Source organism: Bdellovibrionota bacterium, from assembly GCA_035292885.1.
Lineage (GTDB): Bacteria > Bdellovibrionota_G > JALEGL01 > JALEGL01 > DATDPG01 > DATDPG01.
In genome coordinates, this window is record DATDPG010000081.1 from 23,492 (window position 1) to 39,109 (window position 15,618).

Consider the following 15,618-nt stretch of genomic DNA (forward strand, 5'->3'; position numbering starts at 1 on the left):
GACTCCGCATGTCGCGAAACCGATTCCCTGTGTTCCGACAGGAACAACTTTGTCTGAGCGTGGGATTTTTCGTGTTTCACTAGGCCGCAGCGCCGAGCGAACCGGAGCAATTTGTCGAGGGTATGGAAGGCGACGTAATTTTTTCGCTTCGTTAGGCGGAAGGCGGCGAGGAACCGGAGCGTACCTAGTAAGGTACGTGAGGATTCCGAGCTGCCGACAACAAAGCGAAGCGAAAAAAGGACGAGCCGACGGGCCCTTAGCTCAGCGGTTAGAGCCACCGGCTCATAACCGGCAGGTCCCAGGTTCGAATCCTGGAGGGCCCACTTTCCCGCCTTTCTCGTCTCGGCGGAAACGCTTCTTTCGCCGCAGCTCTGCGTTGGCCCCCTGCGCGCGGTCCTCATTTACGTTTTCAGTAAACTCCGGTCCGTGCTCGGTGGCCGCCTTGATCTGCGGTGAAATCGAGCGTTTCGGTGTGCTCCGCTCGTTCGCGATCCTCACGGCGCGGTTCAGGCCGCTCCGGTCGCTCGCTCGCGGCCGCCTCGCAACTGAGACCTTTTTGAACAGCCTGCAAAATCCGATATTTAAGAAAGCAAGAGAAGGTAATTTTAATGGGTGAGGGAATGGTGGAAAAACTATTGAGACTGCAGCGGCTGGATCACGAGATCGACGTTTTGCGGCGGGAACACAGTGTTCATCCGGAACGGCTCGCTCGCGTCCGAAATGACGAGTCCCAAAAAAGAAAAGTCGTAGAGGTCTTGACTGCACAACTCGAAACGCAGGAGCGAGAACGACGGGATATGGAAGGGACGCTCAAACTGGAAGAAGAGCGGCTCAAGAAAAGCAAGGCGAAGGTCGGCCAAATCAAGAAAGATTATGAATTCCACGCCATGCAGCGTGAAATAGAATCGACGAAACGGAGCAATTCGCTCCTCGAGGAACAGGTGATCGCCAAGATCGATGAAATCGAGAAAACGAAGAAGGCCATCGAAGAAGCGACGAATCTGTGGAGACAAAGCGCGACGGAGTTAGCCAACGTCGAAGGCGAGGTACACGCCAAGACGAGCGAATTTGGCGGAATCCTCAGCGTGAAGGAGGCGGAACTTCGTTCGGCGGAGGCGGGAATCGACAAGCCGCTCTTGTCCAAATACCGACTGATCCGACAACGGCGGCACACCGACGTTCTTGTCAAGGTGTCTAACTACGCTTGCCAGGGATGTTTCATGAACATTCCGCCGCAAACCGTGAATGAGATGATGCGGCACAAGACGATTCAGAGCTGCCCGAACTGTCATCGTCTCGTTTATATTGAGTTCGAACCCCCCGGCCCCGACGCCGCTTGATCGTCATTGTGAATGCCTAAATGCATCCTTTACGTGGACGGCGCCTCCCGCGGCAATCCCGGTCCGGCGGCGATCGGAGCATCGCTGCAAAACGCGGAAGGCGAGGAAATCGATTCCGTTTCCGAATTCATTGGCGAGACGACGAACAATCAGGCGGAATATTGTGCTCTCATTGAAGGCCTAAAGCTCGCGAAGAAACGCGGATTCGATGATATCGAAGTTCGAGCGGACTCCGAGCTCATCGTCCGGCAAGTGAAGGGCGAGTATCGAGTGAAAGATCAAAGGCTCAAACTGCGCCACTCGGAAGTCACGGAGCTTTTGCAAAGCTTTAGAAGTTTCAAGATCCGCCACGTTCCGCGGGAAGAGAACGCCCGCGCCGACGAACTCGCCAACGCCGCCCTCGACCGCCAATAAAATAAGGACAATTGAATCTACGAATCCTTTGTTTTATGTTTGAGGCACCTTGAATCGTGAAACGAGTCTTTTGGAAGTTGAGGTCTAGATGCCTGAAATTTCTAGGTTTTTTGGAGTTGTGATCGCAATTTTCTATAACGACCACTCGCCTGCTCACTTTCATGTCCGGTATGAGGAACCGCTGGTACCGATTGCGCCCTTGGAGTAGAGAGGAAGACAAATGATTTGGGTCAGGAACGCACGGCATATCAAAGATTTTCAGGTGGAGGTTTCCTTCAATGAAGGAACCACTTTCCGTATAGATTTGAAGAATGAGCTGACGGGCGAGATTTTTCGACCTCTTCGTGATGCCAAGGAATTTTCAAAATTTAAAGTGCATCCCGAGCTGGAAACGCTGGTGTGGGAGAATGGAGCCGATTTTTCTCCCGAATATTTGTACGAGCTGGGTAAGACGCAAAATCGACAGCGGGCTTGATCTCGCGCGAACGACGTATTTGCCGATCTCCAAATTTGCTTAACGATTGTCGCATCAGATCTACGGAAAAGTACACGCGGTGCTTGGTGATAATGCGGGATTGTATGTTGAAAACCGCCATGCTACTTTGCACCATGCGTGAGCCGGGCGATCGCCGCGGGAGCAATCCCGGGGAGGAAAGTCCGAGCACCGAAGAGCAGGATGCTGGGTAACGCCCAGGGCGGGCGACCGCCGGAAAGTGCAACAGAAAGAAAACCGCCGACGGCGGTCTGGGTTTCTCCGGAGGCGCAGACCGATCGGGCAAGGATGAAACGGGGAGGTAAGAGCTCCCCCACGAGAGCCGTGCAAGCGGCCGTGCGGTAAACCCCATCCGGTGCAAGACCAAATAGAGTGACGTTACGAGAGCGGCTCGCTCCAGGTCACCGGGTAGGTCGCTCGAGTTTGCCAGCAATGGCAAGCCTAGAGGAATGATTGCCGCCCGACACCCGCCTAGGACGTCGGGTACAGAACTCGGCTTATAGGCTCACGGAAAAGCCCCCGGACTTAACATCCGGGGGTTTTTTTATTTTGGGTTTTAGGGGTTTTTCGGCCCTTCTTTTTTCTTGGCCTCTTCCTCGAGTTCCTTTTTGGCTTTTTTCACCGGATCCTCGGTCATGCACGTCTTCCCGTTCCAAAAATATCCGCAAGTTTTGCATCGAGATTCTTCCGATGTGGTCGAGCACGTGTTGTTCTCATCGGCGAATGAAGTGCAGGCGGTGAAGCCGCGGTCCGTCCTCTTCCCCTTCGAGCATTCACTTGGCGACATCACGCTGGCAGAGGTGTCCACGCCTTTGTTCACGACCTTGGCCATGACGCAGCAAACGTCCGCCTGCGCCCAGGCGTGGGAAGAAGAAAACAACACGACAAAGGATGACCATAAAATCCATCGATAAATCATGACGGAATCGTAGCAGCAGTCATTTCTTCAGGCAACGGTCGTTCCGTCCGTCCTTGTTGAGGCTGGCGGCGAGAATGGTAGGATGGCTCCCTTCATGAGTCGTTATCTGGTGACCGGCGGTGCGGGATTTATCGGCTCGCACATTGTCGAAACGCTCGCCCGCAAAGGGCACGACGTGATCGTCCTGGACGATCTTTCGACAGGCAAGAAGGAAAACGTCTCCTTTGGCTCGGATCTGGCGGATCGAGTCCGTCTTATTGAAGGGAGCGTGTCCGATCCGAGGGCGGCCGCGCATGCGGCTCAAGGTGTGGATGTGGTTTTTCATGAGGCGGCCTTGGGATCGGTACCCAAATCCGTGGCCGATCCAATGAGATCGCATGAAGCCAATATTACCGGCACACTCACGATGTTGATTGCGGCTCGAGACGCGAAGGTAAAGCGCTTCGTGAACGCCGCATCTTCTTCCGCGTACGGGGACACGCCGGAGCTTCCCAAACGAGAAACGATGCCGCCAAATCCTTTCTCGCCCTATGCCGCGACGAAACTGGCGCAGGAACAATATTGCCGCGCGTTCTCCGTGTCGTATGGGATGGAAACGATTTCGCTTCGATATTTCAATGTATACGGTGCTCGGCAGGATCCACGCTCCGAATATGCGGCCGTGATCCCGCGATTCTTTCAAGCCTATTTGAAAGGGGATTCGCCGGCCATCTATGGAGACGGCGAGCAGACGCGAGATTTCACCTATGTGGCCGACGTGGTGCGGGCGAATCTGCTTGCCGCCGAAATCCAAGGGGCGAAGGGAGAAATCGTAAATATTGCCGGAGGGAAGGCGATTTCAATCAATGAGCTTGCCTCAATGATCGGGGCGTTGGTCGGCGGCAAACAAAAACCCAAACACGAGGCCGCTCGTCCGGGCGATATCAAACATTCCCTGGCCGATGTCCGCTTCTCCAAAGAACTTCTCGGCTGGCAACCGACGACATCTCTCGACGCGGGTCTGCGTCTTGCCTACCCCTGGTACCGCGCGCATATAAAATAGGGCGCGAAATCCCTTGGGTTCCGGGAAGGTTTCTGTAACGATCGCTGGACTATGTTCCGGCGGAATAGTCGGTCGAATAGGCCTGTTGCTCTTTGGTGAGCCGATCGATCTGGATGCCCATGGTTTCCAGTTTCAGACGTGCGATCTCCTCGTCTTGCTCCTTCGGCAACACATAGACCTTTTTTTCCATCTTCTTGCCTTCACGCGCAAGATGAAGCAGAGCGAGAAATTGATTCGCGAACGACATGTCCATGACTTCCGACGGATGTCCCTCGGCGGCGACGAGATTGACGAGGCGCCCTTTGGCGAGAACGTAAATTCGCCGGCCGTTGCGCAATTTGTATTCTTCGTTGTGCGGTCGAATTTCCGTCACGCTCGCTGACAACGCCTGGAGGTCGTTCAGATTCAGCTCGCAGTCGTAATGGCCGGTGTTGCAAATGACCGCGCCGTCTTTCAGCTTTTCAAAGTGCGGTTTGATCATCACGTCTTTCATGCCGGTGGCCGTGATGAAAATATCGCCGATCGGAGCGGCTTCCGCCATCGTCATCACGCGATGGCCCTCGAGCGTGGCTCGAAGGGCCGCGATCGGGTTGATCTCGGTGATAATGGTGTTGGCACCCAGACCCTTCGCGCGCAGCGCGACGCCGCGGCCGCAGTGACCGTACCCGCCGACGACGAAATTCTTTCCGGCAACTAGGATGCCCGTCGCCCGCAAAATACCGTCCAGAGAGGATTGGCCCGTGCCGTACACATTGTCGAAATCCCACTTGGTTTCCGCATCGTTCACGGCATAAATCGGGTACTTCAAAACGCCGTCGTTGGCCATGGCGCGCAATCGATGCACACCGGTCGTCGTTTCTTCCGTTCCGCCGATGATGTCCTTCGCTCGCTCCGGATGTTTGTTGTGCACCGTGAAAATAAGGTCGGCGCCGTCGTCGAGCGTAAGGTTCGGCTTGAATTCGAGCGTTCGGTCGATGCAGGCGTAGAAGTCATCTTTGCTGAGACCATACCAGGCAAAGATCGGCACGCCGTCCGCGGCCAGGGCCGCTGCGACGTCGTCTTGTGTGGAAAGAGGATTGCACCCGGACCAAGAAACTTCGGCTCCGGCGGCCAGCAACGTTCGGATGAGCACGGCGGTTTCGCGCGTGACATGCAGGCAGCCGGCGATTCGAAATCCTTTAAACGGCTTGGGGGTCGAGTATCGGTCTCTCAGCGCCATGAGAACCGGCATTCGGCTTTCCGCCCAGGCGATCTTTTTGTGTCCTTGGGGTGCGAGCTGTAAATCCGCAACTTTGTGGGCCATGAAATCTTCTCCTTACATTTGAAAGCCGCCGTTAATCCCGATGACCTCGCCTTGGATATAGCTGGAGTCGTCGCTGGCCAGGAAATGGACCAGCTGAGCGACGTCCGACGGCTCGCCGGCTCGAGCGAGAGGGATCTTGGCGATCATTTTCTCGCGGATCTCCGGTGGGATCGTGGCCGTCATATCGGTGCTGATAAACCCCGGCGCAACGGCATTCACGTTGATGTTGTGTTTCGCAAGTTCCAGCGCCCAGGTTTTGGTCATGCCCACGACGCCGGCTTTTGCCGCGCTGTAATTTGACTGGCCGAAGTTCCCGCGCCAAGCCGAAGACGAGATATTCACGATTTTGCCGTACTTCTTTTCCACCATCACTCTTGCACAAGCCTGACCGCAAAGGAACACGCCCTTGAGATTCACCGCAATGACGGCGTCGAAATTCTCCTCCGTCATTTTGAGCAGCGTCTGGTCCCTCACGATTCCGGCGTTGTTGACCAAGATGTCGATCGTCCCAAAACGTCTTACGGTTTCATCGACCATCCGCAGTACTTCTTGCGGCTTGGAGATATTGGCTGTCACGGTGATGCCCTCGGCACCCCGTTTCTGAATATTTCCGAGCGTCGTTTTCAGATTGGGTTCGTCCAGGTCGACCAAGGCCAGCCTGGCTCCGTCTTCCGAAAACCTCTCGGCGATGGCCCGGCCGATCCCCCGGCCGGCGCCTGTAATAACTGCAACTTTTCCTTTTATTGGGGTCATAACGGCTCCTAAATCGTCAGTTGAAACATGAGGTCAATAAAATGATCGTTGATTTGGTTGCCCGGGGCGGTTTCTTGGCCTTTCCACGTATACTGGAGCTGAGCTTTGTAACGGTGGTCGCCCGAGAAGTAAAGATTTGACGCGGCCGCGGCTTCCAGAACGAGATCGTCCAAGACCCCCAAGTCCGGATCCAGCCATCCGAAACGGGTTGCCAGTTCCCATTTGTTCGGCATGAGAAAAATCCCCGGTTGTATGTAAAAGCCATACGAATTAACGTCCCGCCCGACCGACCTGTTCAGCCATCGGTAGAAGAATTCACCTTGAATTGATTTGCCCGCCGATTTCCAAACGACTTCTCCTTGTGCGCTGTAGACAGGGGCGTCGGGGTCGTCGACGATACCATCCCCCCCGAAGTCGACATCCCGGCCGTCGTCATAAACAAATCCCGAAGCGAACTCGAGCTTGTGGCCTTCCGTCATTTCGACGTCTCCCTCGGAATATCCAGCACTGCCCCAAGGCATCAGCATGATGCGGGCAAGGTAAAGATGGCCCTTTGCACCTCCGGAGGCGTCGTTCGAAACATTCGGATTGGATGTTGAAAACGCTGCCGGTTCCAAGGTGCTCCCGCCGTTAAAAATGCCGAACGTATAGCTGAACGTGTCCTTGTCGCCGTTAAGCGTCACTCCCCGGTCTCTGCCGAGTGAAAAGAAACGCGCGGGGATCGAGCGATCCACAAATTCAAAGTTGCCGGAGTACGTCATCCACTGGCGTCCGAACGGTGTCTTGAACTGACCGAGCTTCAGACTCGTCGAATCCCATATCAGACGGACAAAAAAATCTTCCAGCCGAAAACCGCCGTCTTCCGATTCCGGCGCAGGGCCCGTTTCAAACAGGCGTGTGTTCGATGCGGAGCCCGCCTGAATGTAATACTGAACGGCCGGCCCAAAGGCGTTGCCGCCGAGATAAAGTTTGGCGTGAGCGAGATCGAAGGAGCTGAAATTATCGGACGTGTCGAGGAGGCCGTACGTGTAACCGAAGTTCAAACGTCCTCCGATCTTGATGGAGAAACGGTTGTCGGTGGTGGAGATATAAAATCCGTCGCGATACCCTACACGGACATTCGGGATGTCTTCGGCCGACCAGGCGAATGAGCAAATTGTTGAGCAAAAGAAGACAATGAGGAAATCGGTGAGTCGCCGCATAGACAACGTTCGGTGCTTACGTTAGAGGTGAGGGGATGTCAAACCGCCATGCTCGTTCCTGCGCGTGGACTTGGGTGTCCCCGTCGGGCCACCCAAATGTATTTCTGATTCATTTGGTTTTTGGTTTAATATTTTTTTCACTCTTTTCCCCAAGTGTTTTGCGGGCGCAAGATCGAGCGGGATCGGTAGGCGTGTCGATCATGGCGCCGGTGGAAGTCGATCCGAATTCCGGGACGAGAGGCCTCATTTACGGAATTGATATTGGGGCCTCCTTTGCCGATCAATGGGCGGGGGTCATTTCTTGGGATTTCGGCGTCAAGACCACCGAACGGATTGGATTTGGCGTGGGAATGCAATATTTTTTCACCGAACGACGGGAACTCAAGCCCTATGCTTCGTCGAGGTTTCTCTATGTCCTGGATCCGGAGAACGCGGTCGGTTGGCGGTTTAATGTGGGCGTGGAATGGGATCTTGTCCGCATGACGAAACAAAATAACCTACGACTGTACGCGGAGTCGGGCGCGTCCCAAATTTTTCCGGACGTCACGCCGACGACCTGGTTCGTCGAAATGATCCGAGCCGGCTTAGCTTGGAACTTCTAGAGTCCGTCTGTTAGTGCGCTTCGGCCCAATTCGCGCCGGCGCCTACGTCTACCACGATCGGCACGCACAGCTCGATCGCCCGTTCCATCGCCTCTTTGACCATGGCCGTAACGGACTGCAATTCGTCCTCCGGAGATTCAAAGACCAACTCGTCGTGCACCTGAAGGAGCATCCGGGTCCTGAACTTTTTCCGTTCCAGAGTTCGTGCAATTCGAACCATGGCGACTTTGATGAGATCGGCGGCGCTTCCTTGGATGGGGGTGTTGACGGCGATCCGCTCGGCGTTGGACACCAGTCGCGGATTGTTGCTGGAGATTTCCGGAATGTTGCGTCTTCTTCCCAGGAGAGTGGTGACATAGCCTTTTTTCCGGGCATCCTCCATCATGGAGTCGAGAAACGATTTAACATTTCGATACTTCGCGAAATACGCCTCGATGAAAGCCTTGGCCTCGTCCATGGAAATGCCGGTTTCTCGAGCCAAACGCTGAGGGCCCATCCCATAAATAATGCCGAAATTGATGGCCTTCGCCCGTCCGCGAAGCTCGGAAGTCACCTGATCGGCGGGCACGCAAAAGACCAGGGCGGCGGTTCGCCGGTGAATGTCCTCATTGCGCTTGAACGTCTCAATGAGAGTTTTATCTCCCGAAAGATGAGCGAGGATGCGAAGCTCGATCTGAGAGTAATCGGCGGAGAGCAATTTCCAGCCATTTTCGCCGGGAATGAACGCCTTCCGAATTTCCTTTCCGAGGTCGGTTCGGATCGGAATGTTTTGTAGGTTCGGATCCGAACTCGAAAGGCGCCCCGTGGCCGTGACGGTTTGGTTGAATGACGTGTGAATTCGGCCTGTTTTTGGATGAACGAGCAACGGAAGGTTTTCGGTATAGGTCGACTGCAGTTTGGACAGGTTCCGGTATTCCAGAAGGAGGGCCACGATCGGATGTCCGGCATACGTTTCGAGCGTATCTTGGTCCGTCGCGTATCCGGTTTTGGTTTTTTTGATTCGCTTGATCCCGACGGTCTCTTGGATTTTCAGTCTTTCGAAGAGAAGCGGACCGAGCTGTTTTGGGGAATTGATATTAAACGTCTCCCCGGCCATGGCGTAAATTTTTTCCGTAAGCTCCGTTAAACGCCCGGCGATCTTTTTGGATAACGTCTTTAGAAGGGTCACATCGACGGCCACGCCGGTGCGCTCCATATCTCCGAGGACGGCCGCCAGAGGGAGTTCTACGTCCTCGTAGAGTCGAACAAGATCTTGGGATTGAAGTCGCGGGTAGAATTTTTCGTGCAAACGCCAGGTGACGTCGGCGTCTTCGCAGGCATAGTGGGAAAGCCGGTCCAGATCGACCTCGGCCATGGAGATCTGCCGGCTCCCTTTTCCGATCAGCTCTTGCGTTCGGATCTTCTCGATTCCGAGATGTTTCAGCGCCAGCGCGTCCAAACCGTGCTCGCCGCCGGGGTCCAGGAGATAGGACTCCAGCATGGTGTCGAAGGCGATCCCTCGCAGGCGCACGCCCGCGTTTTTGAGGACGGTGCGGTCGTACTTGATGTTCTGGCCGCCTTTGGGGCTCCGTTCGTCCTCCAGGATCGGCCGGAGCGTTTCGAGAATTTCGCCGCGGCTCAGTTCATTCGAGTGGAGAGGGACAAAGTAAGCCGATTTTGTTTGAAACGAGAACGAAAGGCCGATCGGCTCGGCGTCCGCGGGATGCAGGCCGGTCGTTTCGGTATCCACGGCGAACGACCGGGCCTTTTTCAAATCTTCGATGAATTGGAGGAACTTCGCTCTTGTGTTGATCAGAATATATTTTTCTTTCGAAGTGTCTGTCCGCTCGCCGCCGTGGCCCGCCAGCGTGCCGATCAGGGAATGAAAATCGAGTTCGTCATAGAGAGCTTGAAGCCGCGGCACGTCGAATCCGTTTGGGCGGAGTTCTTCCACGCCGAGAGGAACCGGGACATCCGTGTGAATCGTTACAAGGCGTTTGCTCAGTTCGGCCAGGGCGCGGTGTTCTTTCAGTGTCGTTTGTAACGAAGCGGGTTCGACTTCGTCGACGTGTCGGTACAGGTTTTCAAGGGACCCGAATTGTTGAACCAATTTGGAGGCCGTTTTTTCACCGACACCCGGGACGCCAGGGACGTTGTCGGAACTGTCACCCATTAAGGCGAGGAGATCGGTGACGTGCCGATCCGGAATCCCCCATTTCTTTTGGGCGGCTCCCTCATCGAGAATCTCGCTCTCTTCGCCTTTCTTCGTTTGGTAAAGGTGGGTTCGCGGGCCCAAGAGTTGATAGAAATCCTTGTCCCCGCTGACCATGAATGTGTCGATCTCTTTTGTTTCCGCTCTTCGGACAAGCGTGCCGATGATGTCATCCGCTTCGAACGTCGGGACCGCGATGAACGGAATCCGCATCGCCTCGGAAATTTTCCGAATGTAGGGGATCTGGTCGGCCATTTCATCCGGCATCTTCTCGCGCGTCGCTTTGTAATCGGGGAACTCATGGTGGCGAAACGTCTTTTCCGGCGAATCGAAAATCACCGCCATGAGATCGGGGCGCTCTTTCTCGAGAAGACGAAGGAGCGTCGTCGTAAAACCGAAAAGAGCGCCCGTATGGAGACCCTTCCGGTTCATCAAGGGGCGGGCGGAAAAAGCGAAATGGCTTCGATACGCCAGTGCCGCCCCGTCGATGAGAAAGAGTCTAATCATTTCAATTTCTTACCACGACCCTCGCAAGCCTACAAAGCCGGCGGATCAAACAGGGTGGATCTTGACCCAGATCAGGAAAACATTTAATATAATCGAGTAGTTAGATAGCGACACCCGCGGCGACAACCGCCTCGCGAACAAGGGGTCGCAAATGTTCTCAATACATTGATGGATCAACCACAGGCCGAAAATCGGACCGACGTGCGGCCTGAAGAACCCTCTTCTAGACCGTCGTGGCGTGTCTATTTTAAGTATCGAAGCGTACAGCTCGTTCTGGCGCTCGTGTGCCTGTGCATCGGCGTCTATGTCTATTTCGCCCACTCCCGTCGGGCGGACATCGACCGGCAAGGGGAGGTCATCGCGAAATTGACCTTCCTGCGGGATCGGGTCGAAGTTCGGTACGCGGGCGAATTTACCTGGCGGAAAAGCGTGCCCGATCTTCCCCTCATGAACGAGGATGCCGTCAAGACATACGAGGATTCGGGTGCCATGGTGGAATTCGGCCCCCAGTCCTTTCTTAAAGTCGGGGAAGATTCTCTCGTCATCATCCGAAAAGCGCCGGGAGAGGGGGAAGAGTTCATCGAGGTGCGGCAGGGAGAGATCGAGGGGACTTCGAATCGCCCGCTTACGGTGAAAATGGCCGACAAGGAGACCCGATTCACGCCGGGAGAAGCGGGTGTCGGTCGGTTTGAGATTGCCCTTCAATCCGGCGGGAACGGCGAGTTGAGGCTTCTGGAAGGGAAATCTGAAATCAAAGTGGGCGAGGCGAAAACGGAACTTAAACAGGGAGAGGTCGCCACGCTCAAGGAAGGCCAGATCGCCGGTATGACCGTGATCAAGCCGCCAAATGTCGAGGGTCCCGTCGACCGGACGACGATTGAGATCAATCCGGAAACGGGTGCAGCGCCGCTTCACCTCGCGTTCGAGGATCCAAACAAAGAATACCGTATCGAGATTTCTCAAGATCCCCGATTCACCCGCACCGTAATTGCGGACCAGGTAAAGGGCGGAAGTTTCGAAGCCAAGAACCTGGGAGAGGGCACGTACTATTGGCGCGTGGCGGAAGTGAATCCGGACGGTTCTCGGAGCGTCTACACACCGGCCAACCGAATCAGTCTGGAGTTGCCGCGAGGCGGCGAGTCTTTCCCACCCGACCTTCGCTCGGCACCCCCGTCCATGGCCGTGATCGACGGAGGAGATCGAATTCGAATCGTCCGGAGCGGCCGAGAAATTGCCGTTGCGGACGCCGGGGGGATTCTGCCGGGGGATCATGTGGGGGGCGTGGGGGGAGGGGAGACCGTCTTTCGAGTCTCTGAAAACGAACAAATTCGATTGATGGAAGAATCTCAGGTCGTGGTGAACGACCTGCGTCGTGACGCCAAGGGGGGAATCGGGTCCAAACTTCAGCTGGAAAAGGGGAGCATTCTTCTGCGTTTGCAACGAAAAGAAGGTCAGCCTCGGGCGCAGCAGGAGATTCTGGTTGACGGCCGAAAATATCTGTTTTCCACGGACAAGATAGACGGTTCGAGTGCCGAGATTCTTTTGACACGGGACGAAAAGGGGAGCGTACAGGCACGGGTGCTGAGCGGATCGGTCTTGGCCAAGATTGGAAACGACGACGTGCGGTTGGAGGCAATGAAGACCGCCACGATTACACGGGAAGGCCAGCTATCGGCGAAAAAGGCCGAGGAGCCCGTAGATCTCGTGCTTCATGAAGGAATGGCATCCAATGTTTTTTATTCCCCGGGTCTCACGTTGATCGCGATGGAGTGGGCGGATCGGGGAGGGAAAAGCACGTTTCAATGTGCGCGGGACGATTCGTTTCGGAAGCTGGTCAGCGAACAGCAGGTCACCGGGGGGCGCGCGGTGATGGCGGTGCCCGGCGCAGGCGTTTTCTTCTGGCGCCACATTTCGGCGGGGCAAGCTTCTCCGCCGACCCAGATCGGATTCTTTCCGGGCCACGATTCTCGCGCCGGCGCGTTCAAGAGTGTGGTTCGCCCGAACATCCAGAACGTCGTGTTCGGATCGCAACCGCCGGTACTGACGTTTGAATGGAAAGGGTCGCCGGGTATCGCGCGATACCGGTTCGAAATGTACCGAGACCACGACGGCAAACAAAAACTGTTCGAAAAAGAAGTCGTGCGGACCACGTCCGTAGGCTTCTTCGCCGATTTTCTCGGCGAAGGGGATTATTATTGGCGCGTTTTCTCCTTGGATTACAAGGCGCACGTCGTCGACGAGGGGAAAATGTTCCATGTCCGGCTCGATCGGAATCCTTTGGCCCCCACCGTCGACATCGCGTACCCGGAAGAGACGCAGACGACCTCGGACCGGATCCTCGTGGCTCGAGGAATGCTCTTGTCGGACGGAGAACTGTCGATCAACGGCCAGACTCTCCGAAAAGGGAGCGCGGGGCCGTTTACCGTTCGGCTCGACCTTCAAGATGGGACGAACTCATTGGTCTTTAAGGAAACCCGGGAAGGGCAGAAGGTTTCTTACTATCTTCGTAAAGTCGTTCTGGAAACCGGAAAGAGGTCGGCTCAGTGAAGCCGCAAAAGAAATTCAATCTTGTTCTGATCGGCGGATTGTTTTGGGCCGGCACCGGATCCGCCGTCGCCCAGGAAAATGCGGTCGTGACCGAAGACACTTTTGCGGCCGAGGTCGTTCAGACGCTCCCGTTTGAAAACGATCCTTCCGTAGATCTGAAGCGGGAATTCGATTTGCTGCTCCACCTTCTTCACCAGCGAAATTCCTTTATGCTTCTGCCGACGTCATTTTCGAAGCGCCTTCAGGGAAATACGAAAGAGGATTCCGGTCCGGGGCGGCAGAAAGGAACGGTGAAGGCGACGGATGGCGCGACATCGCTTGTGTTCCACGTACCGGTATCGGCGAAAGGACCTTACGAAATGAAGGGGACCCATTCGGGTCAGGCGCAATACTGGACGATACAGGGAGAGCCGACCTTTTTTGTGGAAGGCGCCGATGATTCCAAACCGATCCGAATCGAAGGTTCCGCAGCCGCCGGAGGACTGAAACGGTTCACGATCTCTCTCCCCGAAGGGGCCCGTCTCGGTCCCATTGCCATGCAGACGTCGAGCGGCCGATCGATGCTCCCGCCGGAAGGTTTGGAACGCGGACGTGTGCTTACCGAGCGTACCATGCTGGAAGTGTTCGCCCGTATCCTTGGAAAATTGGGCCGGCTTCCGAAGAAGTCCGGAGTTCAACCGTTGGCCGTGCGTGCCGCAACGCCCCAAGCGCGACTGAGTATTGCCCCGCACACGTATCGATTCGATGTTCCCCGCGCGGGGTGCTATGCCTTTCACTTAGAAGGTCGCGGCTCCTTGTTCAAACCCAAACTCGACGGCCAAGAGATCGGTTCACTCGTTCCGGGCGCGCCGGCGCCGGAGGGTGAAGAGGGCGGGAAAGCCGTTTTCTTGACACTCGAGGCCGGAGAACACGAATTCAACATCCCTGCCGGGTCGGCCGAAGAACCGACTCTAATCATCGAAGAATTGGAAGAAGGAAGAGACGCGTACAAGAAGCTGATGGCGGATATTGGATTTGAGGCGGAAAATCTGGAAACGCCGGTGACTCAAGGCCGGCTGCGCCGCGCGCTTGTTATTCTCGGAAGCCTGTTGCGGCCGCGCGTAGCTTCGGAGGACCGGATTTGGATTTTGTCGGAGGAGGAGCAGGCGAAGCAAATGGAGGCTTATCGATCCTATTGGAGCGTGCATTTCCCTTCGGTTCGACCGCCTGTCAGTCCGGTGCTGCCGCAAGGAAATTAAATCATGCGAAAACCGCCGATGAATACAATCCTCCCAGCGATTTTCTTGTGCGCGGGAGTTGTGCTCACGTCGTCCTGTGCGAAAACGATCCAGATTGAAACTCGGGCACCGGCCGCCTCTTCGAAAGGAATACAGAAAATCGCCGTGTTTCCGCTGACGAATTACTCCACTACAAAAGACGCCGGCAAGATTGTGGGTTCCATGTTGGCCGGTGATTGGAAGGGGCGAAATCCCGGTCAAGAAGTCGTCGATGTGGAGACGGCGGCCCGTTTCTTGGGCGAGAAACATGTCCGGGTGCCGGAGACGATCGATCGTGTCAAAGCCGTTGAATTGGGGTCGATTTTGGGAGTCGATGCCATATTGGCCGGGAGCGTTTTGGAATATGGAACGGTCTCGCGAGCTCGCCGCAAGGTCATCGTCCAAGAACCCGTCATCGGCATTGAAGTCATCCTCGTACGCGTGAAAGATGGTCTGGTCTTGTGGAACGGCTTTCATGCCCGCACCAGCGACAGCCTGACCGTCCCTTCACGGGACACGCCCGAAAGCGTCGCCGCCCAAGCCGTGTCGGAACTGGTCGGGAACTATCTGTCGAGGGACACGAATGCAAAAGATTGACGGCCGGTTTCGGTGCCTGATCGCCGGAATATTGATTTTGGGTGGATGTGCGAAACTATCGACGCCGGGCACAACGGCGCCGAACGCAGCCGAAACACTCAAACAGATCAAGTGTGTGGCCGTCGTCCCTTTTGACAATCGCACCTCCGACAAAGCCGCCGGAGATGTCATGGCAAGACTCGTCAGCATGGCCGGAATGTCTTCGGGTCGGTTTCGTGCCATGGATTCGGGAAGTGTGACCACCTATCTCGGGTTCCAGAACGTCCAAATCGCTTCCGTCACCGATGCGCGATTCGCCGCAAATTTGGGAAAACTGCTCGACGTGGACGCGGTCCTTATGGGCAGCGTTGAGGAATACGGTTATCGGAATGCGGGCGGACGGTCGGTATCCGAACCGGCGGTGGCGATGTCCGCCCGGCTTGTCGCCGTGGGGACCGCCGAGGTGGTGTGGA

The 15,618-nt window shown here is 55.8% G+C and carries 14 protein-coding genes, 1 tRNA gene and 1 other RNA gene; 11 read left to right on the forward strand and 5 right to left on the reverse strand.

Annotated elements, in window-relative coordinates; genetic code table 11:
* Window positions 1–250 precede the first annotated feature (250 nt).
* From VI895_06385 to rnpB, 5 genes are all read left to right on the forward strand, one after another.
* Window positions 251–323 (forward strand) — tRNA-Ile (locus VI895_06385).
* Window positions 324–608: 285 nt separating this feature from the next.
* Window positions 609–1,340, forward strand: a complete 732-nt coding sequence (locus VI895_06390) for a C4-type zinc ribbon domain-containing protein (GenBank protein HLG19429.1) — start codon at window positions 609–611, stop codon at window positions 1,338–1,340.
* A gap of 12 nt (window positions 1,341–1,352) precedes the next feature.
* Window positions 1,353–1,754 carry a ribonuclease HI family protein gene (locus VI895_06395; GenBank protein HLG19430.1) on the forward strand — a complete coding sequence of 134 codons (402 nt, stop codon included), beginning with the start codon at window positions 1,353–1,355 and terminating at the stop codon, window positions 1,752–1,754.
* Between the two features lie 220 nt (window positions 1,755–1,974).
* Complete coding sequence (locus VI895_06400) at window positions 1,975–2,229, forward strand: DUF2442 domain-containing protein (protein ID HLG19431.1); 255 nt, start codon at window positions 1,975–1,977, stop codon at window positions 2,227–2,229.
* A gap of 135 nt (window positions 2,230–2,364) precedes the next feature.
* Window positions 2,365–2,763, forward strand: an RNA gene (gene rnpB / locus VI895_06405) — RNase P RNA component class A.
* A 40-nt stretch (window positions 2,764–2,803) separates the two neighbouring features.
* On the opposite strand, the gene VI895_06410 is transcribed toward rnpB, so the two are convergent.
* Complete coding sequence (locus tag VI895_06410) at window positions 2,804–3,166, reverse strand: hypothetical protein (GenBank protein HLG19432.1); 363 nt, start codon at window positions 3,164–3,166, stop codon at window positions 2,804–2,806.
* Window positions 3,167–3,260: 94 nt separating this feature from the next.
* Here VI895_06410 and VI895_06415 point away from each other — a divergent pair, with 94 nt between their 5' ends.
* Complete coding sequence (locus tag VI895_06415; GenBank protein ID HLG19433.1) at window positions 3,261–4,208, forward strand: SDR family oxidoreductase; 948 nt, start codon at window positions 3,261–3,263, stop codon at window positions 4,206–4,208.
* A 49-nt stretch (window positions 4,209–4,257) separates the two neighbouring features.
* Here the strand turns inward: VI895_06415 and VI895_06420 are convergent, their stop codons facing one another.
* From VI895_06420 to VI895_06430, 3 genes are read right to left on the reverse strand one after another with little or no spacing between them, the layout of a single operon-like run.
* Entirely contained in the window at window positions 4,258–5,511 is a 1,254-nt protein-coding gene (locus VI895_06420) for an adenosylhomocysteinase (protein ID HLG19434.1), read from the reverse strand.
* Between the two features lie 12 nt (window positions 5,512–5,523).
* Complete coding sequence (gene fabG, locus VI895_06425; protein ID HLG19435.1) at window positions 5,524–6,264, reverse strand: 3-oxoacyl-ACP reductase FabG; 741 nt, start codon at window positions 6,262–6,264, stop codon at window positions 5,524–5,526.
* Window positions 6,265–6,272: 8 nt separating this feature from the next.
* Window positions 6,273–7,466 (reverse strand): porin, encoded by a 1,194-nt coding sequence (locus tag VI895_06430; GenBank protein HLG19436.1) that lies wholly within the window; start codon window positions 7,464–7,466, stop codon window positions 6,273–6,275.
* Window positions 7,467–7,501: 35 nt separating this feature from the next.
* On the opposite strand from VI895_06430, the gene VI895_06435 reads away from it, so the two are divergent.
* On the forward strand, window positions 7,502–8,068 hold the full coding sequence (locus tag VI895_06435) for a hypothetical protein (protein ID HLG19437.1): 567 nt from the start codon (window positions 7,502–7,504) through the stop codon (window positions 8,066–8,068).
* 10 nt (window positions 8,069–8,078) lie between these two features.
* Here VI895_06435 and polA read toward each other — a convergent pair whose 3' ends face one another.
* Window positions 8,079–10,766 (reverse strand): DNA polymerase I, encoded by a 2,688-nt coding sequence (gene polA / locus VI895_06440; GenBank protein HLG19438.1) that lies wholly within the window; start codon window positions 10,764–10,766, stop codon window positions 8,079–8,081.
* Between the two features lie 168 nt (window positions 10,767–10,934).
* On the opposite strand from polA, the gene VI895_06445 reads away from it, so the two are divergent.
* The 4 genes from VI895_06445 to VI895_06460 all read left to right on the forward strand — a co-directional run.
* Entirely contained in the window at window positions 10,935–13,313 is a 2,379-nt protein-coding gene (locus tag VI895_06445) for a hypothetical protein (protein ID HLG19439.1), read from the forward strand.
* The gene (locus tag VI895_06450; GenBank protein HLG19440.1) at window positions 13,310–14,551 is read left to right on the forward strand and encodes a hypothetical protein; all 1,242 of its coding nucleotides are present in this window, start codon (window positions 13,310–13,312) and stop codon (window positions 14,549–14,551) included. The genes VI895_06445 and VI895_06450 overlap by 4 nt, the downstream gene beginning before the upstream one ends.
* 3 nt (window positions 14,552–14,554) lie before the next feature.
* Window positions 14,555–15,166, forward strand: a complete 612-nt coding sequence (locus tag VI895_06455; protein ID HLG19441.1) for a GNA1162 family protein — start codon at window positions 14,555–14,557, stop codon at window positions 15,164–15,166.
* Window positions 15,153–15,618 (forward strand): hypothetical protein (locus tag VI895_06460; GenBank protein HLG19442.1); only part of this gene is annotated, 466 nt, incomplete at its 3' end. The genes VI895_06455 and VI895_06460, both read left to right, overlap by 14 nt.

Coding starts and splice junctions, on each gene's coding strand:
- VI895_06390 (HLG19429.1), top strand. CDS start 609: ATGGGTGAGGGAATGGTGGAAAAACTATTGAGACTGCAGCGGCTGGAT.
- VI895_06395 (HLG19430.1), top strand. CDS start 1,353: ATGCCTAAATGCATCCTTTACGTGGACGGCGCCTCCCGCGGCAATCCC.
- VI895_06400 (HLG19431.1), top strand. CDS start 1,975: ATGATTTGGGTCAGGAACGCACGGCATATCAAAGATTTTCAGGTGGAG.
- VI895_06410 (HLG19432.1), bottom strand. CDS start 3,166: ATGATTTATCGATGGATTTTATGGTCATCCTTTGTCGTGTTGTTTTCT.
- VI895_06415 (HLG19433.1), top strand. CDS start 3,261: ATGAGTCGTTATCTGGTGACCGGCGGTGCGGGATTTATCGGCTCGCAC.
- VI895_06420 (HLG19434.1), bottom strand. CDS start 5,511: ATGGCCCACAAAGTTGCGGATTTACAGCTCGCACCCCAAGGACACAAA.
- fabG (HLG19435.1), bottom strand. CDS start 6,264: ATGACCCCAATAAAAGGAAAAGTTGCAGTTATTACAGGCGCCGGCCGG.
- VI895_06430 (HLG19436.1), bottom strand. CDS start 7,466: ATGCGGCGACTCACCGATTTCCTCATTGTCTTCTTTTGCTCAACAATT.
- VI895_06435 (HLG19437.1), top strand. CDS start 7,502: ATGTCAAACCGCCATGCTCGTTCCTGCGCGTGGACTTGGGTGTCCCCG.
- polA (HLG19438.1), bottom strand. CDS start 10,766: ATGATTAGACTCTTTCTCATCGACGGGGCGGCACTGGCGTATCGAAGC.
- VI895_06445 (HLG19439.1), top strand. CDS start 10,935: ATGGATCAACCACAGGCCGAAAATCGGACCGACGTGCGGCCTGAAGAA.
- VI895_06455 (HLG19441.1), top strand. CDS start 14,555: ATGCGAAAACCGCCGATGAATACAATCCTCCCAGCGATTTTCTTGTGC.